This is a genomic window from Bradyrhizobium manausense (assembly GCF_018131105.1).
GTDB lineage: Bacteria > Pseudomonadota > Alphaproteobacteria > Rhizobiales > Xanthobacteraceae > Bradyrhizobium > Bradyrhizobium manausense_B.
Genome location: NZ_JAFCJI010000001.1, coordinates 3,029,252 through 3,055,569 on the forward strand (window position 1 = coordinate 3,029,252; position 26,318 = coordinate 3,055,569).

The following is a 26,318-nucleotide window of genomic DNA, read 5'->3' on the forward strand; positions in this document are numbered from 1 at the left end:
AGATGCCCCGCGATTCGACGGCCGGGGTTACGCCAGAGATCGGATGACGTCAGCAGGCAGGACGCTGACGTCAGCCGTTGTCGTCGCACTTGCCTGCGGCCTCATCGGCTACGGCACCGTCCAAACCGGGGTCCGCACCGACGTCGTTCGGGAAGCTCAAACAAACGAATCGCAACCCACAGTGCCGCCCGAGATCGCGCTTCGTCTCTCTCTCGTGGTGCTGCCGTTCGCCAGCCTCGACAGCGATCCGAAACAGGATCCTCTTGCCGAATTCATCACGAGGAATTTGGCGGCTCATCTCGCGCGAACGCCGTCCACTTTCGTCGTTGGCCACGAGACCGTGCCTGCCGACAGGAACGGAGCGATCGCGCTTGAACAGTTGCGAACGCGTCTCGGCATCCGCTGGGCCGTGCAAGGCGCGGTCAGGCGCAATGGAGATCAGGTGCGGGTCAACGTATCACTGACCGATCTTCAGAACGCCCGCGACGTCTGGTCAGACTGGTTCGACGGCGACGGCACAAATCTGGCCGCCCTGCAGGACAATATCGCCGCGCGGATTCTCTGCGTTGCGCACCTGCATCTCCGTCACTACGAAGAAGCCATCGAACAGTGTCGCCGCTCGCTGAATATGACCGGCGTCAAGGCTTACATCAGCTGATGCGAGACCATCGTCTGCGGCGAGATCAGCGCGCGCCGAAGCGGCGCTCGCGGGCCTCGTAGAGATGGTCGCAGATCAATTGCCTGAGCCTGGCCGGATCATCGAAGTCGAGCTGGACGGCAAAAGGCACGATGCCGTCGGGCGCCCCCTCGGCGCCGCGCAGGCGCGCGAGGTCCTTCTCCGTCGTCACCAGGATGAGCTGCTCGCGCTGCGCATCGGCTGCGAGCGCGGCGAGTTCATCGCGCGAGAACATGTGGTGATCGGCGAAGGGACGCGTGCGTGCGACCTCGATGCCGCTCGCGCGCAATGTCCTGAAGAATCGCCCGGGATCGCCGATGCCGGCAAACGCAAGGACGGGTTTGCCGAACAGCTGCGCGACCGCGGCCGCGTCGGGCCGCAACCGCGCCCGCAGCACCGGCTTGCCGCGCGCGGAAATGTCCCCCGCGACGCCGTCGGCGGCATGGCCATCGCCGATCAGCACCAGCGCATCGGTGCGCGCGAGCTGCGCCCTCAGCGGCGCACGCAGCGGACCTGCCGGAAACACACGGCCGTTGCCGAGGCCGCGCTCGCTGTCGATCACGATCAGCGAGGCATCCTTCAGCAGCTTGGGATTCTGGAAACCGTCGTCCATCAGGATGACGGTGGCGCCTTGCGACTTCGCCAGCGCGACGCCGTCGAGGCGGTCGCGCGCCACGGCAACCGGAACGTCGCGCACCATCATCAGCGGCTCGTCGCCGACGTCGGCGGCGGTGTGGCGTTCGCGATCGACCATGACAGGGCCGTGCAAGCGCCCGCCATAGCCGCGGCTGAGCACCACCGGCGTCTCGCCGAGGTCGCGCAGGAGTTTGGTCAACGCCAGCACGGTCGGCGTCTTGCCGGCGCCGCCGACATGGTAGTTGCCGACGCAGAGCACGGGGATGCCGGCGTCGAACCCCTTGCGCGCCATGCGGCGTGCGGTGATGGCGCCGTAGAGCGCGCCCAACGGGCTGAGGAGATGCGACTTCGGGGAACGCGGCCGGTACCAGAAGGCCGGCTCACGCATTGGCGGCTCCCATCTCGATCCGCAACTGCATCAGATACGGCTCGAGTGCGGTCATGGTGCGATCGAGCGCGCCGCCGAGCTCCTCGACCACGCCGGAACCTGCGCGATGCATCTTGTCGCGTACGGTGGGCTCGGCCAGCAATAGGCCGAGCTGCTTCGTCAGCGCGTCCTGCGTGTCGGCCTGGCGCGCTCCGCCGCTGCCGTCGAGCGCCTGATAGACGTCGGCAAAGTTGAAGACGTGCGGACCGTGAACGATGGCCGCGCCGAGCTTGATCGCCTCGATCGGATTCTGTCCGCCATGGCGGATCAGCGATCCGCCCATGAACACGATGGGCGAGAGGCGGTAGAACAGGCCGAGTTCACCCATGGTGTCGGCGACGTAGATATCGGTGGTGGCCAAAAACGGCTCATCGCGCGAGCGCAATGCGGGCTTCAGGCCTGATGCGGTGACAAGGCCTGCGATCGAGGAGCCGCGGTCCGGATGGCGCGGCACGATCACGGTCAGCAGTTGCGGGAAGATGCCGGCCAGGCTGCGATGCGCGGCGACCAGCATCTCGTCCTCGCCCGGATGGGTCGAGGCCGCGACGATGATCGGACGCCCGCGCGTCATCGTCATCAGCCGTTCGAGCTTGGCGGGATCGGCCGGCGGCGCCGGAACGTCGAGCTTGAGATTGCCGGTGGTGACGACATCGCGGCTGCCGAGCGCGGAGAAGCGTTCGGCATCGGTATTCGATTGCGCCAGGCAGATGTCGAAGCGCGACAGCAGCGCCGAGATGGTGCCGTGCATGCGCCGCCAGCGCGGAAACGAGCGCGGCGACATCCGCCCGTTGATCAGCACCATCGGCACCCGGCGCGCAGCACCCGCCAGGATCAGGTTCGGCCAGAGGTCGGATTCGATGAACAGCGCCAGCGACGGCTTCCAGTGATCGAGGAAGCGCGCGACGTAACGCGGAGAATCATACGGCACGTATTGATGGATGACGTCTGGCGGAAAGCGCTTTGCCACGACCGCAGCCGACGTCACCGTGCCCGAGGTGAGCAGGATGCGCAGATTGAGATCGCGCATCCGCTCGATCAGCGCCGCCGCGGCCAGCACCTCACCGACGCTGGCGCCGTGGATCCACACCAGCGGTCCGTGCGGGCGCACGTCCTGGGACAGGCCGCGCCGCTCACTCACGCGGTCGGGATCTTCCTTGCCCTGCTTCAGCCGCCGCTTGATCAGCGCAGGCGCGAGCGGCACCAGACTGGTGGCCAGGCGCCGATACATCCGCAGCGTCATCGGCAAGGACTTGGGCAGCGCATGGGGCAGCGAACCGGCCAGCGTTTTAGCCATCTTGGGGCCCCGGGCGGCCGAGCTGCACATAGGCGCGACGGGTGGCTTCGTTCAGCGTGTCTTCCAGCTCCTGCCGCAGCGTTTCCATCATGGCGGCATCGGCATCCGGCGGCACATGGATTTCCTTGATACCGACCAGAGCGCCCCGCCCGAACGGCAGGTTGATGGTGGTGCGGTCCCAGTTCTTGAGCCGGATGAAGCGACTGGTCGCCATCGCGAAAGGCATGATCGGCCGCCCCGATTCCCGTGCCAGCATGATGATGCCGAGCCCGGCCACGCGCGCGCGCTTGGGGACATCGGCGGTCAGCGCGACATTACAACCGTCCTGGAGCGTTCGCACCATCTCCTTGAAGGCGCCCACACCACCTTTGCGGTGGAAAGCGCTGCCGTGATCGCCGGACCCGCGGATGAGGCCGATGCCGAGCCGCTCCACCGCGATCGCGTTGAACTCGCCGTCGCGATGACGGGAGATCAGGACCTTGGCCCGGTAGGATTCCTTGTTCTTGATGAACGGGGTGAGGAAGTGCTGGCCGTGCCAGAACGCGAAGATCGCCGGAATCTGCGGTTCGACGATGTCATAGACGTTGCCCGGATCGAACGTGAATTTGTTGGTCCGCCAGACCAGACGCAGATATTCGGCCGCCAGGACCCCGACGGCACGCTGAAACCAGCTGCTCCGCAGCGTATTGCGAAGCAGTTTTTTCAACGCGCCGGTTCTTGATTCGGGTCGAGCAGGCGATGCAGGTGGACGATGAAATAGCGCATCTGCGCGTTGTCGACCGTGCTCTGGGCCTTGGCGCGCCAGGCGGCGTGGGCGGACGCATAGTTCGGATAGAGGCCCACGATCTCGACGTCGTCGAGGTTCTTGAAGGTGTTGTGCTCGAGGTCGAGCAGCTCACCGCCGATGACGAGGTGCAGCAGTTGTTGCGGGGCACTATCTGACATGGGTTCTGTTCCTAAGAGGCTGCCCGGCAAAGCAGTTGTCGGCAAGCACGCCGACAGGCGCTTCAGGGCAAGGGACGATCTCGAAAATGCGCGACAATGCTCGCATGACGATCGCGTCCCGCTGCCACCAGCACCCCGTGCGTCACTTCCCGACGATTATAGAGGATGGGATCTCCGGAGAGGTCGGTCATCCTACCATCCGCTTCCTGCACGATCAAATCGGCCGCCGCAAGGTCCCAATCATGGCTATTGCCACCCGCAAAAGCCGCATCCAGCGTGCCATTGGCGACCCGGCAGAGCCGCAACGCCAGCGAACCGATTCGCGGATGCAGCTTGATCTCGCCGCCCGATGCGTTGAGCCGCTCGATCATCGGCTTGGGGCCGGCCACGCGGGAGAAGTCAAGCGCCGTACCCTCGGTCGCGCGGACCGGTTGGCCGTTGAGGATCGTGCCCTGGCCGCGGACGGCGAAAAAGAACTCGTTGCTGACAGGCGCGAACACGGCGGCGAGCACGGGCGAAGCATCCTCGACCAGCGCGACGCTGACGCACCATTCGTCATGGCCGTTGAGATAATTGCGGGTGCCGTCGATGGGATCGACCACCCAGGTCAGGCGCCGCGACAGCCGCGAGGAATCGTCGGCGCTTTCCTCCGACAGCCAGCCATAATCCGGCGTGGCGCCGCGCAGGCGCGCTTCGAGCAGGTCGTTCACGGCGATGTCGGCTTCCGAGACCGGCGAGGACGCGCCCTTGATCCACGTCTTCAGCTCGGTGCGGAACATCGATTGTGCAAGCCGGCCCGCTTCCCGCACCGTGTCGTGCAGCAGCGCTGCCTCGCGCGTCAGAACGTTTGCGTCGAGCCAGTCAGCGTCCGCCAAGCGTCAGTCCCTCGATACGCACCGTCGGCGCATTGATGCCGTAGCGGAACTCGAGATTGTTGGCCGGCTGCATCGACTTGAAGATCTCGAACAGGTGGCCCGCGATCGTCACCTCGCTGACGGGATAGGTGAGCTCGCCATTCTCGATCCAGAAGCCGGAGGCACCGCGGCTGTAATCGCCGGTGACGCCGTTGACGCCGGAGCCGATCAGATCAGTGACGTAAAAACCCTGCTTGATGTCGGCGATCAGTTCGGCCGGTGTCGGCGTGCCCGGCTCGAGATGCAGATTGTAGGGACCCGGCGAGGGCGAAGACGACACGCCGCGATGGGCGTGGCCCGTGGTGGTGAGGCCGAGCTCGCGCGCGGTGGCGCAGTCGAGCAGCCAGGTCGTCAGCACGCCCTCGTCGATCAGCGCGGTCTTCTTCACCGCAACGCCCTCGGCGTCGAATGTCTGCGAGCGCAGGCCGCGCTTGCGCAGCGGATCGTCGATGATGCGGATGTTTTTCGCGAACAGCTGCTGGCCGAGCTTGTCCTTGAGGAAGCTGGTCTTGCGCGCGATCGACGCACCGTTGATGGCGCCGACGACATGGCCGACCAGCGAGCCGGCGACGCGCGGATCGAACACGACCGGCACCTTGCAGGTCTCGACCTTGCGTGGATTGTAACGCGCCACGGTGCGCTCGCCGGCGGAGCGGCCGACAATCTCAGGCGACAACAGATCGGCACCATGCGGCGCCGAGGTGAAGTCGTAATCGCGCTCCATGCTGGTGCCTTCGCCAGCTATCGCGGTCGCCGAGATGCCCTGGCTGGAGCGCAGGTAAGAGCCGTGGAAGCCGGTAGAGGTGACGAGCACCATGCCGCCCATGCCGGATGAGGCCGAAGCGCCGCCGGATTTGCTCACGCCCTTCACGGCAAGCGCGGCGGCTTCCGCTTCAAGCGCCCGGCGCTCGAGCTCTGATGTCGCTGGCACGTTTGGATCGAGCAGATCAAGATCGGGGAAGTCGCGCGCGAGCAGCGCGGGATCGGCGAGACCGACATATTTATCGTCGGGCGCCACGCGCGCCATCGCGACCGCGCGCTCGGCAAGCTTGGTGACGGCATCGCCGCTCGTGTCGTTGGTCGAGACCACCGCCTGACGCCGGCCGACCAGCACGCGCAGGCCGACATCATCGCCCTCTGAGCGCTCGGATTCCTCGACGCGGCCGTCCCGCACCTCGACGCCTTGCGAGATGCCGCGCACCGCGACCGCATCGGCCGCATCGGCGCCCGCGCGCTTCGCCGCCTCGACCAGACGCTGCGCGAGATCCGAGAGCGCGGACTGATCGAACAGGTCGCGGTTGGCTTTGGACGAAAGCGTCGAGCTTGCGGATGGTGAAGAGTTCACGAACGAAATCCTGTTGGGGGCGCGCGGGAGGTTTCGGGGCGACCTTAGGCCCTGAACACCAGATGTGCCCAAATGGTGCGGACTTCAAGCATTATCAGCCCGCAAAAGGCTCAGATTCGCGAGATCAGCGCAACGTCTCGTCAATCATGCGCGCCAAGGTCTTGTCAATCATGGCGGGCGGTGACGCTGGATTAACCAGCCTTTTTAAGCGGTTTCGGAAGCGCCCGCGCTAAGGTCCTCGCATCGACCGGGAACATAATCCCGGCGGGGAGAACGAAAGCCGTGAGGCGTCAAACAGCAACATGCGGGGCCAACCTCGCTGGGTCGAGCCGCAGCTTGCGGCTCGACCCTCTTTCCCTTCCGGTCCGCTTCGATGCGCATGATCCGCGCGCCGACGGCTACACCAGGCAAATCGAGCTTCATCGCGAGCGTGTCGTGCTGCGCCGTGCCGTCCGCGGCATGCAGATGGCGATCAACGTACGCGTCAGCGACTTCACCGGCGTCGCGCTGCGCGGCAATGACGAGGCGCAGACCCTCGTGCTGGTGCATCGCGATCCCTCATTGTCCGTTCCGCTGCTGGTCAGTGCCGATGGCGACGATCTCGCCGAGGCCTGGGCGATCTGGAGTGAGCTCTTTGCGTTGCCGCAACTCGACGAGGGTGCCCGCAAGTCGGCACCGCGCCGCCGCCGCGCCAATGCAATTCGTGCCCGCCGTCCGAAGTTCCTGATGCGCCGCCGCACCGCCATGACGCGCGAACTGCCGGTTCATCGCGAAGAACGCGAGATCATCGCCAGGCACTAGGGCAAGATGCGCAGGGTGGGTTGGCCGAAGGCGTAACCCACCTCTTTGCTTTCCACGCGGATAGGAGTTGGTGGGCTACGCCTCGCGAACCCACCCTACGAATTACGCAGCCCGCATCACCGCATCCGTCAGCAATCCCGCAAACAGCAGCGCACCTGCATACTTGTTCGAATAGAACAAGTTCTTGCACAGCTCGGGATTGTCGATCCTCAGCCGCATGATCTGCGAACCCAGATGTACGGCAAAGGCGCCAAGCCCGATCCACGCCGGCCAGCGCGCATCGCCCGAGGCCAGCGCGACGCCGATCAGCACCACCGACAATCCGTAGAACAGGATCAGCGCCTGGTGCGTATGGGCGCCGAACAGGCGCGCGGTGGACTTGATGCCGATCAGCGCATCGTCCTCGGAGTCCTGATGCGCGTAGATGGTGTCATAGCCGATCACCCAGGAGATCGCGCCGGCATAGAGCACCAGCGCTGTGACGTCGATGCGTCCGAAGGTGACGGCAAAGCCCATCAGCGCACCCCAGGAGAAGGCGAGCCCGAGCACGATCTGCGGCCACCAGGTGATGCGCTTCATGAAGGGATAGATCGCGACGATCAGCAGCGAGGCAATGCCGGTCGCAATCGCGAAGCGGTTGAACTGCAAGAGCACCACGAGCCCGATCAGGGCCTGCGCAACCATGAAGGCCAGCGCCTGCTTCGTTGTCACCTGCCCCGACGGCAGCGGCCGCGAGCGGGTGCGCTCGACCTTGTCGTCGAGGTCGCGGTCGGTGATGTCGTTCCAGGTGCAGCCGGCGCCGCGCATCACGAAGGCGCCGATGAAGAACAGCACGATGACGAGCGGCAGGCGGCGGACATCATGCGCCATGCCGGCGGCGAGCGCGGCCGACCACCAGCACGGCATCAGGAGAAGCCAGGAGCCGATCGGACGATCGAAGCGGGACAGACGCAGATACGGCCGCGCCCATTGCGGCGCGAGCGTATCGACCCAGTTGCCGGTGGAATCGGCAACGCGGGCGGATGTGTCGCTCATCGGGTGAGGACGTTGCCGTTAAGCGTGTCGAAGGTGCTGCCGCCCTTCTTGCCGGCATTGGCTTCCGGCGCCGAACCCGATCCCACCACTTCGCTCAGCGACGGACCGGCCGGACCGCGCGGCTGGTTCGCCATCTGCTGCGCGACGTTGCAGACCTTCGTCTGCATCGTCTCGGTGTTCTTGTGACCGGTCTTCATCTGATCGGCGACGTTCGGCGGGATGCCGCATTTGGCGGCGTGTGTCTCGATGTACTTGATCATCTTGAGCTCGGCCTGGCCGAAGTTCCTGATCAACTTGCAGGCCTCGTCAGGCGGGGCATGACGGTCGCTCGCGGCCTTGATCAACTTGCCGCGCTTCTCGGCTTCCTCACGGAGCGGAACGAACGCCTTCATGCAATCTTCACCCGGACCGGCTTGCGTCGGCGGTGCCGCGCTGAAAGCACCGGCGCCGCCGATGGGAGCCGCTCCGTTAACCGGGAATGAGGCCTGTGGCGCGGTGCCGACGGAGGCGACCGGCGCGCGGCCGTTCACGGGCGGAAATGCGGGATCGCTTGCGCCCTGGCCCGGCAACGGCGCCGGGAACCCCTGGGCGAAAGCGCCCGCGGCACCCATCGTGACCATGGCGGCAGTGATCGGAACCATCAAACGACGGATCATCAAGATAGTTTCTCCGGCAGGAGCTTACGGGGGCTTCGGCGTCTTCCCAATTGAAGCGCAACCAGCGTGCTCGCGATTTTACGATTCCCGCCGGGCCTTAACAACCCGTCGAATAGGGCAAGAGCGCGGCGTGCGGACGCAGCAATCTGGCAATATTTACCCCGAAATGGCTGGTTTCGGTTAAGAACGGCGGCAAATTGGACTATTGACCGATGCCCTCTCACGATTTCCGTGCCCCACGCCTGTACGTCGACGCCGCCCTGGCCCAGGACGCCAGGATCCCGCTCGACCGCGACCAGAGCAACTATCTCGGCAATGTGCTGCGGCTGTCCGCCGGCGCCGAGGTTTTGGCCTTCAACGGCCGCGAGGGCGAGTGGCAGGCCGCGATCGAAGGCCGCAAGCGGCCCGATAATCTCGTCGTCCTGCAGCAGGTCCGCCCGCAGGACCGCCTGCCCGACCTCGCTTATGTCTTCGCCCCGCTCAAACATGCCCGGCTCGACTACATGGTCCAGAAGGCGATCGAGATGGGCGCTGCCTCGCTTCAACCGGTCCTGACCCGGTTCACGCAGGCCTCCCGGGTCAACACCGAGCGGATGCGCGCCAACGTGGTCGAGGCCGCCGAGCAATGCGGCATTTTGAGCATTGCCGCCGTAACCGAACCGGTGCCGCTCGACCGCTACCTCAGCCAGCGCCCGGCCGACCGCCTGCTGATCTTCTGCGATGAGGCGGCGGAGGTCCAAAGCCCCGTTCAAAGCCTGCGAGATGCCCACGAGGCCGGCCGCGGCATCGACGTGCTGATCGGCCCCGAAGGCGGTTTTGCCGAGGAGGAGCGCGCCCTGCTGCTGCGGCAGCCGAAAATCCTGCGGCTCGCCCTGGGTCCGCGGATCATGCGGGCCGACACGGCCGCGGTCGCGGCGCTGGCGCTTGTCCAGGCGGTATTGGGCGACTGGGGCGGCGCGAGCGGTTAGATCGCAGCCACTAGCTGTGCTCGCGCAGCGATCGATGCAGGGTCTCGGACGGCAGCTCTCCGAACGCCGCCCGGTAACTCGCCGCGAACTCGCTCAAATGCCAGAAGCCATGCGCGATGGCGCAGGCCTTCACGCTGCGCCGTCCTGAACCGGCGCGCAGCTGCTTGCGCACCGACCAGAGGCGCAAGACCCGGCTATAGCGATGCGGGCTCATGCCGCAGATGGCCTTCGTCGCACTCTGGAGCGTGCGAACCGACACGCCCACGCGCTCCGCCAGTTCGGTCGTCTTGTGCCAGACCGTGAGATCGTGCCGAATCAATCTTTCCATGTCGGCGACGATCCGGAGGTAGCTCTCCGTGGTGGCGTGCACCGATTTGCTGCTCACGCTGGAACGAATGGCGTTGTCCATCGCGCTGAGCAGGGATTGCTCGACAACCTCCTTCGAAGTCGGCTCGTTGAGGAAGTCCGGATCATTCGCGGCGGTTTCAAGCGTTGCCGATATCAGGCGACGCAAGGAGGCGAGCACGTCCGGTGGCACGGTCAGCAGATGATGGCCGTCATCAAGTTGAGACCAGGGCTCGCGCGCGGGCGAGGTGAAGTACACGACACCGATCAACCGGCCCACCGGCTCATAGACCAGGCAATCCGAAGCGCCCTTCAGCACGACGATGGAACTGCCGATCGACTGCCCATTGATGCAGGTCGAGGTCACATGGTCCATCGGCACCACCACGGCGACGGCATGGGCCAGCTGGTAACCGCTGATGATCCGCGGGAAGGTCTTCACCAGAGACAGGCTCAGGTTCGGCAGGCTGAGCCGCGCGCGCATGATCGCAGTCGAGCCTGGAGACAACGGCATGCTGGACGCGCCGGCATATCGCTCACTGTCGCCGAAATGATCGATGTCATACGCCTGGAGCTCGAGCGCCGAGGATGGCTTGAGCCCCTGGAAGGACAATTCCGCCGCTCTATTTTGCGTTCCGTCGCCGGCAATGTTGAGATGGCTCTGATCCATGTCCTGCCGCTTACGTCGCCTTCCTGGTCGATGCAGTGCCCTCGGGAGCCCGCAGATCATCCGGCCCGTTGATGCCGGCGCGCTTGAGATCGCGAAGCAGCTTCGTGAGCAGCAGCATGTTCGTCTTCTGCAGTTCGTGATTGTTGCCGAACCTGAATGCGTTCTGCTCGGTCACGATCAGCCCGGCCTTGGTCTCGGCGAGAATCTTCCGCCGCTTCAATCCCGCCACGCGACGGCGAACCGTCTCGAGCGGCAGGCTCAGAAAGCGAGAGAGTGCAGCGCGGGACACGCCCTGCTTGATCGTATCCGGCTCGACCGTGTGAATGCTGGAAAACTTCTCGTCCAACGACGGATCGTTCATGACGTTGATGACATTCGCATTGAGAATCGCATGGACGATCAGAAGGTCCATCGGATCGAATTCGTCGTAATTCCGGAACATCTCGCTGATCGAAAACAGCATATACGCCAGCGTATGTCGCGAGACCGTCCGGATAATATCTGAAGCATTGCGCATGGAATCGGAAACCAACATTCATCTTGTAAACGAAGGCAGCAGCGAACGTATCGTCCGGCATACCCAAATTGAGTATGTGACAACTTGCCAAGTGTCCTCAATCTCTCATTGTGACGTTGCAGATGCAGGGGGCTCCGTCGGGACGCATTTCGCGATCGGCAGCGCGGCTGACTGTCGGATCGATGGCGGTTCGCGCCAGCATTCAACGGTGCCGATGATGCCAGCTCCATTCAGCCGGCAGTCGGGCGGAAGCGAATGGCCATGAACGACGACTTTGAATCCGACATGCGCCGACGCGAGGACTTGCGCCTCATCAAGGCATTTCTCGGCATCACCGACGCGCACAAGCGGCGGCGAATTCTGGAACTCGCGGAGCGGCTCGCCGAGGATGCCGCATCGAACGCCGCAGGACTTGCCGCGGCCGAAGCATCAACTGTGGAAGAGTGCAGAGACGTCCCCGACCGCATTGAATGAGCGGGAAGCGTTTCCGGTATTAAATTACCCTTACCTCGGCGATCACGTTTGGACCGCGCCGTCCCTCGGGCAGCTTCGGCCGTTTCAAAGCGGACCCGGGCAGGCCGCCCGGACGGCTCTAAAGTCGTTAAGCGATTGATCCTTTGGAGGTCGAAACCGTTTTGCGGCCATGCTAAGGGCTGCGCCAATTCCTGTGCCTTCGCTTTGGCCTCCCCCTTGCCTGCCCGGTTCTGCCGGGATGATGGACCCCCGAGATGACCGCGACTGCCACCTCAAATGCTGCCGGCTCCGCCGCCTGGGCGGATACGCTGCTGCTGTCGTTTGCGCAGGCCGGCTATCTCCGGGCCGAGCCCGCCATCCTGCAACCGGCCGAGCCGTTCCTCGACCTCTCCGGCGAGGACATCCGCAAAAGCCTCTATCTGACGACGGATCTGTCCGGTGATGAGCTTTGCCTGCGCCCCGACCTGACGATCCCGGTGGCGCGCGATTACCTCGCCTCCGGCCGCGCCGGCCAGCCAGCCGGGTTCAGCTATCTGGGCCCCGTGTTCCGCTACCGCAGCGGCCAGGCCAGCGAATTCCTCCAGGCCGGGATCGAATCGTTCGGACGCCAGGACGGCGCCGCCGCTGATGCCGAGACCCTGGCGCTGGCGCTGGAGGCGACCGCCGCCTTCGGCGTGCACGACGTCGAAATCCGCACCGGCGACGTGGCACTGTTCAATGCGCTGCTCGACGCCCTCAACCTCTACCCGGTCTGGCGCCGCCGCCTGATCAAGGATTTCAACCGCAAGATCAGCCTGGAGCAGGACCTGGAGCGGCTGGCCGCCGAGACCACCGCGACCCGCAGCGAATATGAGGGCGTGCTGGCGGCGCTCGCTGGCTCCGACCGCAAGGCGGCACTGGCCTTCGTCACCGATCTGATGTCGATCGCCGGCACCACCAATGTCGGCGGCCGTACCACCGCCGAGATCGCCGACCGCTTCCTCGAGCAATCGACGCTGAAGGGCGGCGCGCTGCCGCGCGAGGCGATCGCCGTGCTCAAGCGCTTCCTGTTGATATCGGGCAATCCCGACGATGCCGTCGCCGCACTGCGTGCTCTCGCCGCTGACGCAAAGCTCGATCTCGCCGGCGCGATTGACCAGCTCGAGAGCCGGGTCGGCTTCATGGCCGCACGCGGCATCGACGTGAAGCAGACCCGCTTCTCCACTGCGTTCGGGCGCGGCCTCGATTACTACACAGGCTTTGAGTTCGAGCTGCATCATCCTGGTAACGGCGCCGAGCCGCTGGTGGCCGGCGGCCGCTATGATGGACTGATGACCCAGCTCGGATCGCCGGCACCGATCCCGGCTGTCGGCTTCTCGGTCTGGGTGGACGCGCTGACCCGGATCGGGCGCAAGGTGGAGCTTAAGTCATGAGCGCGCCATTCGTACTGGCCGTTCCCTCCAAGGGCCGCCTTCAGGAAAACGCGGAAGGCTTCTTCGCCCGCGCCGGGCTCAAGCTGTCGAAGGCCGGCGGCGCCCGCGACTATCGCGGCACGCTTGCGGGTCTCGACAATGTCGAGGTCGCCTATCTCTCGGCGAGCGAGATTGCCTCACAGCTGTCCCGCGGCTCCGCGCATTTCGGAGTCACCGGAGAGGATCTGGTACGCGAGACCATCGCCGACGCCGACAAGCACGTGTCCCTGATCGACGGGCTCGGCTTCGGCTATGCCGACGTCGTCGTCGCCGTGCCGCAAGCCTGGATCGACGTCCGCACCATGGCGGATCTCGACGACGTCACCACCGGCTTCCGCGAGCAGCATCACATGCGGATGCGGGTCGCGACCAAGTTCGTGAACCTCACCCGCAGCTTCTTCCAGACCCACGGCATTACGGATTACCGCATCGTCGAGAGCACGGGCGCGACCGAAGGCGCACCGGCGGCCGGCAGCGCCGAGCTGATCGTCGACATCACCACCACAGGCGCGACGCTCGCCGCCAACGGCTTACGGGTGCTCGACGACGGCGTGATGCTGCGCAGTCAGGCCAATCTGGTCGCCTCGCGGCACGCCGACTGGACGCCGCAGGCCCTCGAGACCGCGCGCGTCATCCTCGACCACATCGCGGCACGCGCGCGGGCCAACAAATACCGCGAGGTGCGGACCCGCTTCCTGCAATGCGATGCCGCCCTGCTCGGCGAAGCCCACAGCCGGTTCGGGGTCGAAGCCCCATTCGGCGGGCCGACCTCGTCAGGCATGCTGACGCTGCACTGCCCGCCAGGGCAGCTCTATGCACTGGCGAGCTTCCTGCGCCAGCATGGCGCCGAGACCGTCTCGGTGGTCTCGCTCGACTACGTGTTCGACCGGGAGAACCCGCTGTTCGCCAAGCTCGAGGCTTTCCTGAGGCGGTGAGCCTCAGGTTCGTTCAGCGTAGCGACAGCAAACGGCAGCTACCATATGCTGTTGAGATGACCTTGACCGACCTCTGGAACCTTGATCGATGACGCTGGGCTCTGACGTTTCCGGCCTGACCACCACCGCGGCGAATGCTGCTGCGAAGGGGCTGTCGATCGTCGTCCCCGTCTATAACGAAGCGGCGGGCCTGGCCTCCCTGCACCAGCGCATCTGCGATCTCGCCAGGACCTTGCGGCAGCGTTATCGACTCGCCTGCGAAGTCGTCTATGTCGACGACGGCAGCGCCGACGCGACGCTGTCGGTTGCGCGCTCGCTGCCGGCCGACGCGGTCGACGTCCAGGTGGTGTCTCTTTCGCGCAACTTCGGCAAGGAGGCGGCGCTGATGGCCGGCCTCGACCATGCCCGGCTCGGCGCAGTGATGTTCATGGACGGCGACGGCCAGCATCCGCCCGCGCTCGTCGAACAGCTGGTGCGGCACTGGATCGAGGACGACTATGACGTCGTCTATACCGCCAAGGCGCACCGCGACAACGAGCCGTTCCTGCGCCGCGTCGCCGTGCACGGCTTCTACTCGCTGATCAATTGGGGCGCGCGCCAGAAGATTCCGGAGGATGCCGGCGACTTCCGCCTGCTGTCGCCCCGCGCGGTTAAGGCGCTCAGGCAGCTGCCGGAGCGCAACCGCTTCTTCAAGGGGCTCGCAAGCTGGATCGGCTTTCGCCAGATCCGCGTCGACTACGAGCCCGCGCCGCGCGTCCATGGCGTGACGACCTTCAGCGCCGCGCGGCTGCTGGGCCTGTCGATCGAAGGTGTGACCTCGTTTTCGGTCGCACCGCTGCGCTTTGCCAGCCTGCTCGGCGTCATCCTCGCCGGCGTCGCTTTCCTGTTCGGCCTCTCCATCCTGTGGGAGGTGTTCACGACCGGCAAGCAGGTGCCGGGCTATCCCTCGCTCGTGGTCGGCCTGATGACGATCGGCGGCGTGCAGCTCATCATGATCGGGATCGTCGGCGAATATATCGGCAAGATCCTCTCCGAGCTGAAGGCGCGGCCGATCTACTTCGTCGCCGAGCACAGCGAAAAGCATTTTGACGCCGACGCGGCCGGCGACGCATCGAACAGGACTGCGGCCGAATGAGCGCGGCGGCAGCGCCGCGCCGGATCTGGCTCTGCGCCGACGATTACGGCATCAGCCCGGGCGTCAACCGCGCCATCCGCGACCTGATCGAACGCGGCCGTCTCAACGCGACGTCTGTCATGATGGTCGGCCCCGCGATCGAGCGCGGCGAGATCGAGGCGCTTCAGGCCGCGGCCAGGACCAGTCCGCGCTGCGCGATCGGGTTGCATGTGACGCTGTCGGCGCCGTTCCGGCCCCTCACCATGCATTTCCGTCCGCTCGACGGCGACATGTTCATGGCCTTTCCAAAGCTGCTGCGCGCCGGGTTGATGCGGCGGCTCGACCGCGAATTCTTCCGCAACGAGGTCAGAGCGCAGCTCGCAGCTTTCGCGGAAGCCTTCGGCCGGGCGCCCGACTTTGTCGACGGCCATCAGCATGTGCAGCTGTTTCCGCAAGTGCGCGACGGCTTTGTCGATGCAGTCAGCGAGATCACGCCGAAGGCCTGGGTGCGCCAGGGCGGACGCGACCTGCCGCTGGCCCAGCGGCTGGCTTCTCCGAAAGCGATGGTGCTCGATATCCTCAGCGCACAATTCCGCCGCCAGGCGGGGCGCGCCGGTCTTTCGTTCAATCCCGCGTTTGCCGGCGCCTATGATTTCACGCGCGCGGCCGATTTCGGCGAGCTGATGCGGCAATTCCTCGAAGGCCTGCCCGAGGGGGGCCTTGTGATGTGCCATCCCGGTTTCGTCGACGAGGTCCTCGCCGGCCTCGACCCGATGACGGATGTCAGGGAGCGCGAGCATGGCTATCTCGCCAGCGACGCCTTTGTGCAGCTGCTCGCGGCCAGCAACGTGACATTGGGATGAAGCCGGCGGGCGCCAGCCCCGGAAGCCGACCCTTGGGAACAGTCTGTCGCATACCGAAATTTAATGCGGCCGCCACTGTTGGGGCCACAATGGAACCCTACATCCCGCTTGCGCTTGTTTTGCGCGAGGGAGACACACCATGACGCCGCAGGAACGCCAGCTCGTCGACGAGCTTTTCGACCGGCTTTCGAAACTGGAAAATGCACCGCGCGATCCCGACGCGATCGCGGCAATTTCAGATGGGCTTCGCAAGGCCCCGGGCGCCGTCTATGCGCTGGTGCAGACCACGCTGTTGCAGGACGAGGCGCTCAAGCGTGCCCATAACCGCATCCAGGAGCTGGAAGCGGCCCATGCACCCGAGCAGCCGCAATCCGGCGGCTTCCTCGATACCATGCGCGACACGCTGTTCGGCGGAGGCCCATCGCGCGGCTCGGTTCCGAACGTGCCGCCGCGTGAGCAGCGGCCGGTCTGGAACAGCGGCCAGGCGATGCAGCAGGCCCAGCCGGGCTATGGCCAGCCGCCTTATGGTCAGGCTTACGGGCAAGGCCAGGGTTACGGACAAGCATCTGGGGCGCCGCCGGTCGGTGGTGGCGGCTCGTTCCTGGGCACGGCGGCCGCGGCCGCGGCCGGTGTCGTCGGCGGCTCGCTGCTGCTCTCCAGCATCCGCGGCATGATGGGCGGCGGATCGCATCAGGCTTTTGGCGACACCACGATCATCGAGGAGCGCGGTGGCGGTGGCAGCCCCTGGAGTGGCGACCAGTCCGGCAGCTCGCTCGCCCGCGATGCCGGTCTGAATGACATCGGATCGAACCGGGACTCCCGTCAGGGCTTCTTCGACCAGGCTTCGAACGATCGCGATAACGACGATCAGAACGACGACAACTACGACAACGGCAATATGGACATGGCCGACGACAGCGATTCCGGTGGCGGAGACGACGGCGGCAGCGATTACGCGTGAGGCGGGAGCCTCCCGAAAACAGAACGGCCGCCCATCGGGCGGCCGTTCTTGTTTCGAAGGGCTCTACAGCGCCAGCGTGATCGTTTCGGAAGACCGCTTCACACGTGTCCGGATCATGCGCTCGTGAGGTCAGCCGCCCCAGTGCTGGGCCTGGTAGGGATCGGTGTATCCGACCGGCGCCGAATACGGGGCCGCGTAGGGAACGTAGGCAAACCCCGCAGCGGCACGCGGCGTGAGTTGGGGGGCGAAAGTTCGTGTGGCAGGCGCAGCATGCCGCTTATGATGTGCCGTCCCGGCACTCGCCGAGGCGGTCAGGGCGACAAGGATACCCAAGGCCAAGATCGCACGCATCGCAATTGCTCCTGTTGAGTTGCCATGCGCAAATAGGCTTCGGCCCTTGCCGTACCAGTCCGCCGCTCCTTCACGATTGCTCACATCCCCGGCATCCAACGATGCCGACGGCTCTCACATCACCACGACCTTGGTGCCGACATTGACGCGGCCGTAGAGGTCGATGACGTCCTCGTTGCGCATGCGGATGCAGCCGGAGGAGACGTTGGTGCCGATGGTCCAGGGCTCGTTGGAGCCGTGGATGCGGTAGAGCGTGGAGCCCAGATACATCGCGCGCGCACCGAGGGGGTTTTCCGGGCCGCCCTCCATATGCCGCGGCAAGTCAGGCCGGCGGGCGATCATTTCCGCCGGCGGCGTCCAATCCGGCCATTCGCGCTTGGCGGTGATCGACTTCACGCCGGTCCAGGTGAAGCCTTCGCGTCCGACGCCGATGCCGTAGCGCATCGCGCGGCCGTTGCCCTCGACGAGATAGAGGAACTTGTTGCTGGAATCGACGACGATCGTGCCGGCACTTTCCTTGCCGCTATAATCAACGAGTTGTTTCTCGAATTTCGGGTCGAACGGGCGCTGCCGCGGATCGATCGCCTCCTGCTGATAGCTTGCGCCTTGCTGATAACCATTCTGCATCTGCGGATCGCCCATCGGCGGCAGACGGCGCGGATCGTTGTAGGCGGGCTGCTGCTGATAGATCGACTGCTGCGGCGCATAGGCCGGACCGCGGCCGGGTCCGTCACCGAACAGAAACTCGATGAAGCCGCCGCCCATGTTGGCATTGGAGGCGACGCGCACCGGCGCCGGGGCGCCGCGCGGCTGGTAGAGCACCGCGGGCGGATCGTTCGGCACGGTATTGTCGAAGGCGCTCGCGCGATCAGCGCCGACAATGAAGGCGCATGCGCTGCCGAGCAGCGCGACAGACATTTTCTTGAACATCGACGTACTCTGTACTGTTTCGTCTTGTTGCATTCGCCGCCGAACGCGTTGGCTGGATCCGCGTCCTCGACGTGGTCAATAAAGAGCAAACTCCGTTTCGTTTGGTAAACGGAGCGGGCGTTTCGATTCACCACGTCGCGAATGACGCGGCAATTTGGCGATCAGCGTTTATTTTCGATGAAGGGCGAAGGCTCATGGTTAATCGTGCGTTTGCGCGGCGTCGCGCGCGACCGCGCAACAGTTCCTGCTGTGAACCTCGTGTTAAATCGGCTCTGTCTACAAAGGCGCGTGAATGAGGTGGGGGGAGTTCCTGATGGCTGTTCACCGCAAGCGTTTTCGTGTCGAGGATATCGCCGGTGGCGAGATGCCAGTTCTAGACGTGACTGAAGAGGCCGGCCCGATGCATAGTGAAATCATGGCGGAGCTGCGCGCGATCCGCGCACAGATGGCGAAGAGCAGCGTGCCCCTGTCCGGCAGCGCAGCCATGGCCGCGATCGACGCCTCCACTGCCCAAGAGCTTTCCGACGCCCGCACGATGCTCGATACCTATCGGGCCCAGATCGAGCAGTGCGAGAAGCTGAAGGTCGAGCTCGACCTCATCCATGACGCCATCGACCGCACCAAGCGCGAAATCGCGACCCTGCACGGCAAGAGCTTCGACGGCGGCGAGATGGCCAAGGTCAATGGCGAGCTCGGCGCGGTGGTCGGCGGCACCGAACAGGCGACCCAGCAAATTCTCGAAGCCGCCGAATCGATCGACCAGGCGGCTTCCGCCCTCTCCAAGGTCGACTCGGCCGACCAGCAGCAGCGCCTCGCCGACGACATCCAGGAACGCGTCATCTCGATCTTCGAAGCCTGCAACTTCCAGGACCTGACCGGCCAGCGCATCAGCAAGGTCATGACCACGATGAAGTTCATCGAGCAGCACATCAATTCGATGATGGACATCTGGGGCGGCGTGGACGCGATCAAGTCCCACGCGCCTGCTCAGGTCGACACCCGCAGCGATGACGACAAGCTCCTCAACGGCCCGAAGCTCGCCGGCGACGTCGGCCACGCCTCGCAGGACGACATCGACGCGCTGTTCGACTAAGCGAATACGGCAGACCGACATAGAAAACGCCGGCGAGAGCCGGCGTTTTTTGTTTTTGCCGTCATTGCGAGGAGCAATGCGACGAATCGTTAGGCCGGCACCCCGATCACGCCCTTGGGCCGCAGCGGACGTAGACCATGTTGCCGTAGCGGGTGGCGGCGTCCTTGTCGACGAAGCGGGTGATCATGACGCGGCCGTCGAAGGAGACGATCTCGCGGTCCTGCTCGCCCGGCGTCGGGCCGGAGGGGCCGATATAGTTCTTGCCGCCCGGCGAGCCCTTCAGCCGCAGTTCCTGCGGCGTGGCCTGGTCGGCGAGATGCATGACCACGCCGCCGGAGGAACCGGCGCCGATCACGTAGGGATTTTTGCACTGCGCCCGCGCGGCCGCCTCGGTGCGGGCGCGGTCGGCCGGGTTCTGGAACGAGGCGAGGCCCCAGCGGCCGACGATCTCGTCGGCACGGATCGAGGCCGGCATTTCGGGCGCGACACCGGGTTCGGCCTCGGGCGCCGGCTGGGACGACGAGAAGGACGGCAGGCTCATGCCGCCGCCGCAGGCGCCCAGCAGTAGCGCCAGGCAAGAGGCCACGGCCCAATTGGCAACCGTGCGCGCGTGAGCTGAACTGATCATGGCATTCCCCCGAACAAGACCATGGCCGCATCCCTCCCGCAGCCAAGCGCAAAACCACTGCCAGAGCAATGACGTCTTAATATACGCCTGCGCCCCGAACGAGTTTCTATTGCCACCATCCTATATCCGCCTCACCAATCGCTTAACCACCTTTGCTTGACAGCATCGCAGCCAAGCCATATCCCCTGCGCACTATTAGCACTCGAAAAGACCGATTGCTAAGGGCGTCGTTCGATCCTCGGAAAGAGGGTGGACGGAAGCCCCGCCCCCACCCACATCCGCTGCTTTCGGGACAGCGAGCCTCCAAAGGGAAACGTCATGGCTAAGTCCAAATTTCGTCCGCTGCATGACCGTGTCGTGGTCAAACGTATCGACGCCGAGGAAAAGTCCAAGGGCGGCATCATCATCCCCGACAGCGCCAAGGAAAAGCCGTCCCAGGGCGAAGTCGTCGCCGTCGGCCCCGGCGGCCGCGACGAGGCTGGCAAGCTGACCCCGATCGACCTCAAGGTCGGCGACCGCGTGCTGTTCGGCAAGTGGTCGGGCACCGAGGTCAAGATCGACAACGAAGATCTCCTGATCATGAAGGAGTCGGACATCATGGGCGTGTTGGCCTAAGGCCATCAGCCTGAACGGCCGCTGAATGCCATGCCCGGATCATCAGGTCCGGGCATCCATCATTCCGCCTGATATCACCACGCACGACACATCACGACACAACAGGGATTGCAGACCATGGCTGCCAAGGACGTCAAGTTTTCCGGAGACGCGCGCGATCGCATGCTGCGCGGCGTCGACATTCTCGCCAACGCCGTCAAGGTAACGCTCGGCCCGAAGGGCCGCAACGTCCTGATCGAGAAGTCGTTCGGCGCGCCCCGCATCACCAAGGACGGCGTCACCGTCGCCAAGGAGATCGAGCTCGAGGACAAGTTCGAGAACATGGGCGCCCAGATGGTGCGTGAGGTCGCCTCCAAGACCAACGACCTCGCCGGCGACGGCACCACCACCGCGACCGTGCTGGCCCAGGCCATCGTGCGCGAAGGCGCCAAGGCGGTTGCCGCGGGCATGAACCCGATGGACCTCAAGCGCGGCATCGACACCGCGGTTGCGGCCGTCATCAAGGACATTGAAAAGCGCGCCAAGCCGGTCGCCGCCTCCTCCGAAGTCGCCCAGGTCGGCACCATCTCGTCCAACGGCGATGCCGCCATCGGCAAGATGATCGCCCAGGCGATGCAGAAGGTCGGCAACGAGGGCGTCATCACCGTCGAAGAGAACAAATCGATCGAGACCGAAGTCGACATCGTCGAGGGCATGAAGTTCGACCGCGGCTATCTCAGCCCCTACTTCGTCACCAATCCCGAGAAGATGACCGCCGAGCTCGAGGACGCCTACATCCTCCTGCACGAGAAGAAGCTGTCCGGCCTGCAGGCCATGCTGCCGGTGCTGGAAGCCGTGGTGCAGTCGGGCAAGCCGCTCGTCATCATCGCCGAGGACGTCGAGGGCGAGGCGCTCGCGACACTGGTCGTCAACCGCCTGCGCGGCGGCCTCAAGGTTGCCGCCGTCAAGGCGCCGGGCTTCGGTGATCGCCGCAAGGCCATGCTGGAAGACCTCGCGATCCTGACCGGCGGCCAGCTGATCTCCGAAGACCTCGGCATGAAGCTCGAGAACGTCACGGTGAAGATGCTGGGTCGCGCCGGCAAGGTCGTGATCGACAAGGAGAACACCACGATCGTCAAGGGCGCCGGCAAGAAGCCGGAGATCGAGGCCCGTGTCGGCCAGATCAAGGCCCAGATCGAGGAGACCACCTCGGACTACGACCGTGAGAAGCTCCAGGAGCGCCTGGCCAAGCTCGCCGGCGGCGTCGCGGTGATCCGCGTCGGCGGCGCGACCGAGATCGAGGTCAAGGAGAAGAAGGACCGCGTGGAGGACGCACTCAACGCCACCCGCGCCGCGGTGCAGGAAGGCATCGTCCCCGGCGGCGGCGTGACGCTGCTGCGCGCCAAGAAGGCGGTCGGCCGTCTTACCAACGCCAATGCCGACGTCCAGGCCGGCATCAACATCGTGCTGAAGGCGCTGGAAGCCCCGATCCGCCAGATCTCCGAGAACGCGGGCGTGGAAGGCTCGATCGTCGTCGGCAAGATCCTCGAGAGCAAGTCCGAGACCTTCGGCTTCGACGCCCAGACCGAGGACTATGTCGACATGATCGAGAAGGGCATCATCGATCCTGCCAAGGTGGTGCGCACCGCGCTCCAGGACGCCTCCTCCGTGGCTGGCCTGCTGGTGACCACCGAGGCCATGGTCGCCGAGACGCCGAAGAAGGAAGCCGGGCCCGCCATGCCGGCCGGCGGCGGGATGGGTGGCTTCTAAGCCCCTCCTTCCGTTACAGTGTTGCGAAGGCCGCCTCCGGGCGGCCTTCTTTTTTGCCCATCTTGAGCCCCGCTTTCCGATTCAACCGGCGGCCAAAACCCACTACGGTGGCGCCCGATTCTTTGGTTCGAGGATTTCGTCAATGCGCGCGCTTCTGTTTTGCCCGACGGCTCTTTTGGCGGCCCTGTTCGTGATCTCGCCAGGGCTCGTATCTGCCCAGATGAAGCTGTCGCCGAAGGCCGCGGCGCCCGGCGGCACCGAGACCCGCTATTTCACCTCGATCGACGGCCTCATGGACGGCAATGCCGACGTGATCCTGAAGGAGACACGGCAGGGCAAGACGGTCACCGCGGCCGTGCTCGACGTCTGCTATTCCATCGCCAAGAATTCCGACCGCAAGGATCGCTTCGTCGTCAACCTCCAGGTCTCCGGCCAGACGCTGAGCGGAACGACGCAAAGCATCGGCGCGAAGGCGCCTGTTACGGTCAAGCTGACGCGCAAACCCACTGGCGACACCTTCGAATTCCGCGGCCAGATCGGCATCGGCCAGGCCGTGACCGAGGTGACCTCGCCTGACAATGCCGATCTCAGCGAGAAGGAATTTCTGGACAACCAGACCAGCGACGACGGCATCACGCCGCAGCCGAAGGACTTTACCGAAGTCTCGCCGGAGGCGATCGCGGTCAAGGTCAAGCTGGACAACGCCACCGACTTCCTCAAGAGCCTCAAGGGCCAGGACGTCGAGGTGACGCTGGCAAGTCTGTCGGTCGGATGCGACGCGCTGCGCGCCGGCGAGCAGACCATCAACATGTCGGTCGATCCGGAGCGCGCGGCCGCGCTGCTCGCGAAATTCAAGGCGATGCCAGGCGTCACGGCCGCGGGCTGGACCGCGGGTCTCGCCGAGATGGACCGCACCATCCGCATCGGAGCCGCCGACTGGCGCGACGGCGACAAGATCAACCGCGACAAGCTCGCCACCACGGTGGCCAACGTCCTGAGCAAGACGCTCGGAGCCAAGCCGGTCTCGCAGAGCTTCAGTCCCGCCACCGGCAAGCTCAAGCTCGTCTTCAAGCGACCGAACCAGGATTTTCCGGCGCTCGAGCTCACCGACACGATCGAGGTCTCGGGCCTTATCTCCGCCGACAAGCCGGGGACATCAGACAAGCTGATGCTCTGGATCGGCAGCCCGACGACCACGACCTCCGACGAGAGCAGCGGCGCAAAGCTCAACGTCTCGGACGACGCGACGGCTGATGAGGAAGGCGACCAGCCCGACGACAACGGCTCGATCGAAGCGCTCGTCAAGGAGCTGAAAGGCCAGCGCTGGGACGCCGACAAGTCGGTGTGGAAGTAAGCTCTCGTGCCCCGGACGCATCGCGGCGCGTCTTCAGCGGCGCGATGCAGAGCCGAAGCCCATCTCTCCCCGCGACTGCCGGATCCCGGCCCTGCGGAGCGTCACTTCGTGCCGCACCGCGTCCGGGACGCGCGCGAGGCTTAATTCCCGTTCTCGCGGAAGCGCAACGTCTTCGGGCCGACCAGTGTGAGTACGTCGCCCTGGCGCTTCCAGGTCTCGACGGCGGCGAGCGCGGCGACGAGATCGTCATCGGCCTGGGCTTTGGCCGGCGGACAGGACCGATCCTGAATTGCGCCGGGGACGAAGATTACCGTGTTGCCGGCGACCGAGAACTGGCCCTTGCCGCCCTTGCACCAGAGCTCGAGCACGACCTCGCCATTGTCGCCGATCTCGATGTTCGGAATCCGCTTCGAGCCGGGCTGCGGCACGGCCTCCAGCGTCATCTCGGTGCCGAAGGGAAAGCCCTCTTCCGCACGCGCGACGGCGGACATCACAAGCAACGCAGTCGCGGCACACACCATCTGCTTCAACGACACCATGAGACCTCTCGACCGACCGGATTTGCCGGGTCTTCTATAAGACGGCAAAGCCTTTGAGAAGCTTCGTCGGTTCACGACACAGAAATCCCCGCGGGAGATCCCGCGGGGATTTTGCGTCGGAGCCGGGCGTCGCTACTTCAGGACGAGCTCGGTGAACGGATAGACATAGGCTTGCAACGTCACGAACACACCGACGAGGCAGGCCAGCACGATCGAATGCCAGAACACGAAGCGCAGGATCCTGCCCTCGTGGCCGTACCAGTTGGTGGCTGTGGAGGCGACGACGATCGATTGCGCGTCGATCATCTTGCCCATCACGCCGCCGGACGAGTTCGCCGCCGCCATCAGGATCGGCGACAGGCCGAGCTGCTGCGAGGTGATCTTCTGGAGGTTGCCGAACAGGATGTTCGACGCAGTATCCGATCCGGTCAGCGCCACGCCCAACCAGCCGAGCAGCGTGCCGAAGAAGGGATAGAGCACACCGGTTGCAGCGAAGGCGAGGCCCAGAGTCGCGTCGACGCCGGACAGGCGCGTCAGCGTGCCGATCGCGAGCATCGCCGAGATCGTGATCAGCGAGATCGCGCAGAGGCGGATGGTGCGGCCGTATTCGACCAGCAGCCTGCCGGGACCGACGCCCATCAGGAAGCCGGACAAGATCGCCGCGATCAGCATACCCGTGCCGGTGAAGGACAGGTAGGTGAAGCCGAACACGGCAGCTTCCTTGGTCGCTGCCGGCGCCACCGGCGGCATCTTGTTGATCATCTGGTGCAGTTCCGGAACGGCGTAGTTCCAGGTGAAGATCCCGTTCGCCCAGGTCTTGAAGGCACCGTTGCCCCAGATCAGCATCACGACGCAGACGATGATCCACGGCAGCAGCGCGCTGAGGAGTTCGCTCTGCGTCAGCGGCGTCTTGTCGAGCGGCTTTGCGCTCGCCATCGTCGCCGCCGATTCATCGTGTCCGCGCAGTGCCGGCGACAGCCAGAGCTGCTTGGGCTGCCAGACCTTCAGGAACAGGATCAGCGCACCCATCGAGATCAGCGACGCCCCGATGTCGACGATCCAGGGATTGACGTAGTTCGAGATCACGAATTGCGGGACGGCGAACGTCACGCCGGTGACGAGGATCGCCGGCCAGACATCCTTCATGCCCTTCCAGCCCGCGAACGCCCACACCACCCAGAACGGCACGATCAGCGAGAACAGCGGCAGCTGCCGTCCAACCATCGCGCCGAGGATGTAGGGATCGAGTCCCGTGACCGAGGCGAGGCCCTGGATCGGCGTGCCCAGCGCGCCGAAGGCGACAGGCGCGGTGTTGGCGATCAGCGACAGGCCGGAAGCCGCAAGCGGCGAGAAGCCGAGACCGATCAGCACGGCGCCGGTGATCGCCACTGGCGTACCGAAGCCCGAGGCGCCCTCGAAGAACGCGCCGAACGAAAACGCGATCAGCAGCAATTGCAGCCGCCGGTCCTCGGTGACGCCGCCGACCGCGCGCTTCAACAGCTCGAACCGCCCTGTCGTCACCGTCACCTGGTAGAGAAAGATGACGTTGAGAACGATCCAGCCGATCGGGAAGAAGCCGGTCACGATGCCAAGGATCGAGGCGCGGATCGACATGTTCGCCGGCATGGTGAAAACGAAGATCGTGATCAGGTTGGTCACGATCACGGCGATGATGGCCGCGATGTGCGCCTGAACGCGCCCGCTCGCGATCAGGACCAGCAACGTGACAACGGGTACCGCCGCCGCGATCGTCGACAGCACAGGGCTGTGCAGCGGATCATAGATTTGATTCCACATGGTCTTCCTCCCCCACGCATGTGTGCGGCAGGTGGCCCGCGTGGAGAGCCGGAACCTGCTTGACGCTGGAAGCGATAACCCCCGAGTTGGACGCGAATTCCTCGCGAAAGCTGCGGTTCCCGCCTGCTCACAAGCTCGCGAAAATCCTGGAGGCCCCCACCCCACGCCGTTATGCCCATGCTAGGGTTGCAAGCTGCGGCTAGCCAACGCAAATTGCAGTCCTTGCGACTTTAGT

The 26,318-nt window shown here is 65.0% G+C and carries 27 protein-coding genes; 12 read left to right on the forward strand and 15 right to left on the reverse strand.

Features of this window, described 5'->3' with window-relative positions; genetic code table 11:
- Positions 1 to 683 precede the first annotated feature (683 nt).
- From lpxK to JQ631_RS14535, 6 genes are all read right to left on the reverse strand, one after another.
- The gene (gene lpxK, locus JQ631_RS14510; RefSeq protein WP_212327107.1) at positions 684 to 1,700 is read right to left on the reverse strand and encodes a tetraacyldisaccharide 4'-kinase; all 1,017 of its coding nucleotides are present in this window, start codon (positions 1,698 to 1,700) and stop codon (positions 684 to 686) included.
- Complete coding sequence (locus JQ631_RS14515) at positions 1,693 to 3,063, reverse strand: 3-deoxy-D-manno-octulosonic acid transferase (RefSeq protein WP_212327109.1); 1,371 nt, start codon at positions 3,061 to 3,063, stop codon at positions 1,693 to 1,695. Before JQ631_RS14515 ends, lpxK begins: the two co-directional genes overlap by 8 nt.
- On the reverse strand, positions 3,026 to 3,739 hold the full coding sequence (locus tag JQ631_RS14520; protein WP_212327111.1) for a lysophospholipid acyltransferase family protein: 714 nt from the start codon (positions 3,737 to 3,739) through the stop codon (positions 3,026 to 3,028). The genes JQ631_RS14515 and JQ631_RS14520 overlap by 38 nt, the downstream gene beginning before the upstream one ends.
- Complete coding sequence (locus tag JQ631_RS14525) at positions 3,736 to 3,978, reverse strand: DUF4170 domain-containing protein (RefSeq protein WP_212327112.1); 243 nt, start codon at positions 3,976 to 3,978, stop codon at positions 3,736 to 3,738. The genes JQ631_RS14520 and JQ631_RS14525 overlap by 4 nt, the downstream gene beginning before the upstream one ends.
- A gap of 62 nt (positions 3,979 to 4,040) precedes the next feature.
- Positions 4,041 to 4,853, reverse strand: a complete 813-nt coding sequence (locus tag JQ631_RS14530) for an inositol monophosphatase family protein (protein WP_212327113.1) — start codon at positions 4,851 to 4,853, stop codon at positions 4,041 to 4,043.
- Entirely contained in the window at positions 4,840 to 6,237 is a 1,398-nt protein-coding gene (locus JQ631_RS14535) for a TldD/PmbA family protein (RefSeq protein WP_212327114.1), read from the reverse strand. The genes JQ631_RS14530 and JQ631_RS14535 overlap by 14 nt, the downstream gene beginning before the upstream one ends.
- Positions 6,238 to 6,519: 282 nt before the next feature.
- Between JQ631_RS14535 and JQ631_RS14540 the strand changes: the two genes are divergently transcribed.
- Positions 6,520 to 7,038, forward strand: coding sequence for a DUF6101 family protein (locus tag JQ631_RS14540; RefSeq protein WP_212327115.1), 519 nt, complete (start codon positions 6,520 to 6,522; stop codon positions 7,036 to 7,038).
- A gap of 102 nt (positions 7,039 to 7,140) precedes the next feature.
- Here the strand turns inward: JQ631_RS14540 and ubiA are convergent, their stop codons facing one another.
- Positions 7,141 to 8,073, reverse strand: a complete 933-nt coding sequence (gene ubiA / locus JQ631_RS14545; RefSeq protein ID WP_212327116.1) for a 4-hydroxybenzoate octaprenyltransferase — start codon at positions 8,071 to 8,073, stop codon at positions 7,141 to 7,143.
- Positions 8,070 to 8,729 carry a hypothetical protein gene (locus tag JQ631_RS14550; RefSeq protein WP_212327117.1) on the reverse strand — a complete coding sequence of 220 codons (660 nt, stop codon included), beginning with the start codon at positions 8,727 to 8,729 and terminating at the stop codon, positions 8,070 to 8,072. Before JQ631_RS14550 ends, ubiA begins: the two co-directional genes overlap by 4 nt.
- Positions 8,730 to 8,941: 212 nt before the next feature.
- On the opposite strand from JQ631_RS14550, the gene JQ631_RS14555 reads away from it, so the two are divergent.
- Complete coding sequence (locus JQ631_RS14555) at positions 8,942 to 9,697, forward strand: 16S rRNA (uracil(1498)-N(3))-methyltransferase (protein WP_212327119.1); 756 nt, start codon at positions 8,942 to 8,944, stop codon at positions 9,695 to 9,697.
- Between the two features lie 10 nt (positions 9,698 to 9,707).
- On the opposite strand, the gene JQ631_RS14560 is transcribed toward JQ631_RS14555, so the two are convergent.
- Together JQ631_RS14560 and JQ631_RS14565 are read right to left on the reverse strand one after the other, a co-directional pair.
- Entirely contained in the window at positions 9,708 to 10,526 is an 819-nt protein-coding gene (locus JQ631_RS14560; protein ID WP_249160286.1) for a helix-turn-helix domain-containing protein, read from the reverse strand.
- Between the two features lie 196 nt (positions 10,527 to 10,722).
- Positions 10,723 to 11,175 (reverse strand): hypothetical protein, encoded by a 453-nt coding sequence (locus JQ631_RS14565; RefSeq protein WP_249160288.1) that lies wholly within the window; start codon positions 11,173 to 11,175, stop codon positions 10,723 to 10,725.
- A 309-nt stretch (positions 11,176 to 11,484) separates the two neighbouring features.
- Here JQ631_RS14565 and JQ631_RS14570 point away from each other — a divergent pair, with 309 nt between their 5' ends.
- The 6 genes from JQ631_RS14570 (at position 11,485) to JQ631_RS14595 (ending at position 17,027) form a co-directional block, all read left to right on the forward strand.
- Positions 11,485 to 11,703, forward strand: coding sequence for a hypothetical protein (locus JQ631_RS14570; protein WP_212327125.1), 219 nt, complete (start codon positions 11,485 to 11,487; stop codon positions 11,701 to 11,703).
- 254 nt (positions 11,704 to 11,957) lie between these two features.
- Positions 11,958 to 13,115 (forward strand): ATP phosphoribosyltransferase regulatory subunit, encoded by a 1,158-nt coding sequence (locus tag JQ631_RS14575; protein WP_212327127.1) that lies wholly within the window; start codon positions 11,958 to 11,960, stop codon positions 13,113 to 13,115.
- Entirely contained in the window at positions 13,112 to 14,089 is a 978-nt protein-coding gene (gene hisG / locus JQ631_RS14580; RefSeq protein ID WP_212327128.1) for an ATP phosphoribosyltransferase, read from the forward strand. Before JQ631_RS14575 ends, hisG begins: the two co-directional genes overlap by 4 nt.
- 88 nt (positions 14,090 to 14,177) lie before the next feature.
- Positions 14,178 to 15,224: a glycosyltransferase family 2 protein gene (locus tag JQ631_RS14585; protein ID WP_212327129.1), complete on the forward strand. Its 1,047-nt coding sequence runs from the start codon at positions 14,178 to 14,180 to the stop codon at positions 15,222 to 15,224.
- A complete protein-coding gene (locus JQ631_RS14590) occupies positions 15,221 to 16,066 on the forward strand; it encodes a ChbG/HpnK family deacetylase (RefSeq protein WP_212327130.1) in 846 nt (281 codons plus the stop codon). The genes JQ631_RS14585 and JQ631_RS14590 overlap by 4 nt, the downstream gene beginning before the upstream one ends.
- A gap of 139 nt (positions 16,067 to 16,205) precedes the next feature.
- Positions 16,206 to 17,027 (forward strand): DUF2076 domain-containing protein, encoded by an 822-nt coding sequence (locus tag JQ631_RS14595; protein ID WP_212327131.1) that lies wholly within the window; start codon positions 16,206 to 16,208, stop codon positions 17,025 to 17,027.
- Between the two features lie 129 nt (positions 17,028 to 17,156).
- Here the strand turns inward: JQ631_RS14595 and JQ631_RS14600 are convergent, their stop codons facing one another.
- Positions 17,157 to 17,378 carry a hypothetical protein gene (locus JQ631_RS14600; RefSeq protein ID WP_212327132.1) on the reverse strand — a complete coding sequence of 74 codons (222 nt, stop codon included), beginning with the start codon at positions 17,376 to 17,378 and terminating at the stop codon, positions 17,157 to 17,159.
- Positions 17,379 to 17,492: 114 nt separating this feature from the next.
- On the reverse strand, positions 17,493 to 18,308 hold the full coding sequence (locus tag JQ631_RS14605) for a L,D-transpeptidase (protein ID WP_212327133.1): 816 nt from the start codon (positions 18,306 to 18,308) through the stop codon (positions 17,493 to 17,495).
- A gap of 313 nt (positions 18,309 to 18,621) precedes the next feature.
- On the opposite strand from JQ631_RS14605, the gene JQ631_RS14610 reads away from it, so the two are divergent.
- Positions 18,622 to 19,401: a protein phosphatase CheZ gene (locus JQ631_RS14610; protein WP_212327134.1), complete on the forward strand. Its 780-nt coding sequence runs from the start codon at positions 18,622 to 18,624 to the stop codon at positions 19,399 to 19,401.
- A 106-nt stretch (positions 19,402 to 19,507) separates the two neighbouring features.
- On the opposite strand, the gene JQ631_RS14615 is transcribed toward JQ631_RS14610, so the two are convergent.
- Complete coding sequence (locus tag JQ631_RS14615) at positions 19,508 to 20,029, reverse strand: hypothetical protein (RefSeq protein WP_212327136.1); 522 nt, start codon at positions 20,027 to 20,029, stop codon at positions 19,508 to 19,510.
- Between the two features lie 318 nt (positions 20,030 to 20,347).
- Between JQ631_RS14615 and JQ631_RS14620 the strand changes: the two genes are divergently transcribed.
- The 3 genes from JQ631_RS14620 (at position 20,348) to JQ631_RS14630 (ending at position 23,747) form a co-directional block, all read left to right on the forward strand.
- The gene (locus JQ631_RS14620; RefSeq protein ID WP_212327138.1) at positions 20,348 to 20,644 is read left to right on the forward strand and encodes a co-chaperone GroES; all 297 of its coding nucleotides are present in this window, start codon (positions 20,348 to 20,350) and stop codon (positions 20,642 to 20,644) included.
- Between the two features lie 117 nt (positions 20,645 to 20,761).
- On the forward strand, positions 20,762 to 22,393 hold the full coding sequence (gene groL / locus JQ631_RS14625) for a chaperonin GroEL (RefSeq protein ID WP_212327139.1): 1,632 nt from the start codon (positions 20,762 to 20,764) through the stop codon (positions 22,391 to 22,393).
- Positions 22,394 to 22,535: 142 nt separating this feature from the next.
- Positions 22,536 to 23,747 carry a hypothetical protein gene (locus JQ631_RS14630; protein ID WP_212327140.1) on the forward strand — a complete coding sequence of 404 codons (1,212 nt, stop codon included), beginning with the start codon at positions 22,536 to 22,538 and terminating at the stop codon, positions 23,745 to 23,747.
- A gap of 140 nt (positions 23,748 to 23,887) precedes the next feature.
- Here JQ631_RS14630 and JQ631_RS14635 read toward each other — a convergent pair whose 3' ends face one another.
- Together JQ631_RS14635 and JQ631_RS14640 are read right to left on the reverse strand one after the other, a co-directional pair.
- On the reverse strand, positions 23,888 to 24,286 hold the full coding sequence (locus tag JQ631_RS14635) for an META domain-containing protein (RefSeq protein ID WP_212327141.1): 399 nt from the start codon (positions 24,284 to 24,286) through the stop codon (positions 23,888 to 23,890).
- A 132-nt stretch (positions 24,287 to 24,418) separates the two neighbouring features.
- Entirely contained in the window at positions 24,419 to 26,083 is a 1,665-nt protein-coding gene (locus JQ631_RS14640; RefSeq protein ID WP_212327142.1) for an L-lactate permease, read from the reverse strand.
- Positions 26,084 to 26,318: the final 235 nt, after the last annotated feature.

Excerpts from the sequence above, each read along its gene's own strand:
- lpxK (WP_212327107.1), bottom strand. The coding sequence starts at position 1,700 with ATGCGTGAGCCGGCCTTCTGGTACCGGCCGCGTTCCCCGAAGTCGCAT.
- JQ631_RS14515 (WP_212327109.1), bottom strand. The coding sequence starts at position 3,063 with ATGTGCAGCTCGGCCGCCCGGGGCCCCAAGATGGCTAAAACGCTGGCC.
- JQ631_RS14525 (WP_212327112.1), bottom strand. The coding sequence starts at position 3,978 with ATGTCAGATAGTGCCCCGCAACAACTGCTGCACCTCGTCATCGGCGGT.
- ubiA (WP_212327116.1), bottom strand. The coding sequence starts at position 8,073 with ATGAGCGACACATCCGCCCGCGTTGCCGATTCCACCGGCAACTGGGTC.
- JQ631_RS14550 (WP_212327117.1), bottom strand. The coding sequence starts at position 8,729 with ATGATCCGTCGTTTGATGGTTCCGATCACTGCCGCCATGGTCACGATG.
- JQ631_RS14555 (WP_212327119.1), top strand. The coding sequence starts at position 8,942 with ATGCCCTCTCACGATTTCCGTGCCCCACGCCTGTACGTCGACGCCGCC.
- JQ631_RS14560 (WP_249160286.1), bottom strand. The coding sequence starts at position 10,526 with ATGCGCGCGCGGCTCAGCCTGCCGAACCTGAGCCTGTCTCTGGTGAAG.
- JQ631_RS14565 (WP_249160288.1), bottom strand. The coding sequence starts at position 11,175 with ATGCTGTTTTCGATCAGCGAGATGTTCCGGAATTACGACGAATTCGAT.
- JQ631_RS14570 (WP_212327125.1), top strand. The coding sequence starts at position 11,485 with ATGGCCATGAACGACGACTTTGAATCCGACATGCGCCGACGCGAGGAC.
- JQ631_RS14575 (WP_212327127.1), top strand. The coding sequence starts at position 11,958 with ATGACCGCGACTGCCACCTCAAATGCTGCCGGCTCCGCCGCCTGGGCG.
- hisG (WP_212327128.1), top strand. The coding sequence starts at position 13,112 with ATGAGCGCGCCATTCGTACTGGCCGTTCCCTCCAAGGGCCGCCTTCAG.
- JQ631_RS14585 (WP_212327129.1), top strand. The coding sequence starts at position 14,178 with ATGACGCTGGGCTCTGACGTTTCCGGCCTGACCACCACCGCGGCGAAT.
- JQ631_RS14590 (WP_212327130.1), top strand. The coding sequence starts at position 15,221 with ATGAGCGCGGCGGCAGCGCCGCGCCGGATCTGGCTCTGCGCCGACGAT.
- JQ631_RS14595 (WP_212327131.1), top strand. The coding sequence starts at position 16,206 with ATGACGCCGCAGGAACGCCAGCTCGTCGACGAGCTTTTCGACCGGCTT.
- JQ631_RS14600 (WP_212327132.1), bottom strand. The coding sequence starts at position 17,378 with ATGCGTGCGATCTTGGCCTTGGGTATCCTTGTCGCCCTGACCGCCTCG.
- JQ631_RS14605 (WP_212327133.1), bottom strand. The coding sequence starts at position 18,308 with ATGTTCAAGAAAATGTCTGTCGCGCTGCTCGGCAGCGCATGCGCCTTC.
- JQ631_RS14610 (WP_212327134.1), top strand. The coding sequence starts at position 18,622 with ATGGCTGTTCACCGCAAGCGTTTTCGTGTCGAGGATATCGCCGGTGGC.
- JQ631_RS14615 (WP_212327136.1), bottom strand. The coding sequence starts at position 20,029 with ATGATCAGTTCAGCTCACGCGCGCACGGTTGCCAATTGGGCCGTGGCC.
- JQ631_RS14620 (WP_212327138.1), top strand. The coding sequence starts at position 20,348 with ATGGCTAAGTCCAAATTTCGTCCGCTGCATGACCGTGTCGTGGTCAAA.
- groL (WP_212327139.1), top strand. The coding sequence starts at position 20,762 with ATGGCTGCCAAGGACGTCAAGTTTTCCGGAGACGCGCGCGATCGCATG.
- JQ631_RS14630 (WP_212327140.1), top strand. The coding sequence starts at position 22,536 with ATGCGCGCGCTTCTGTTTTGCCCGACGGCTCTTTTGGCGGCCCTGTTC.
- JQ631_RS14635 (WP_212327141.1), bottom strand. The coding sequence starts at position 24,286 with ATGGTGTCGTTGAAGCAGATGGTGTGTGCCGCGACTGCGTTGCTTGTG.
- JQ631_RS14640 (WP_212327142.1), bottom strand. The coding sequence starts at position 26,083 with ATGTGGAATCAAATCTATGATCCGCTGCACAGCCCTGTGCTGTCGACG.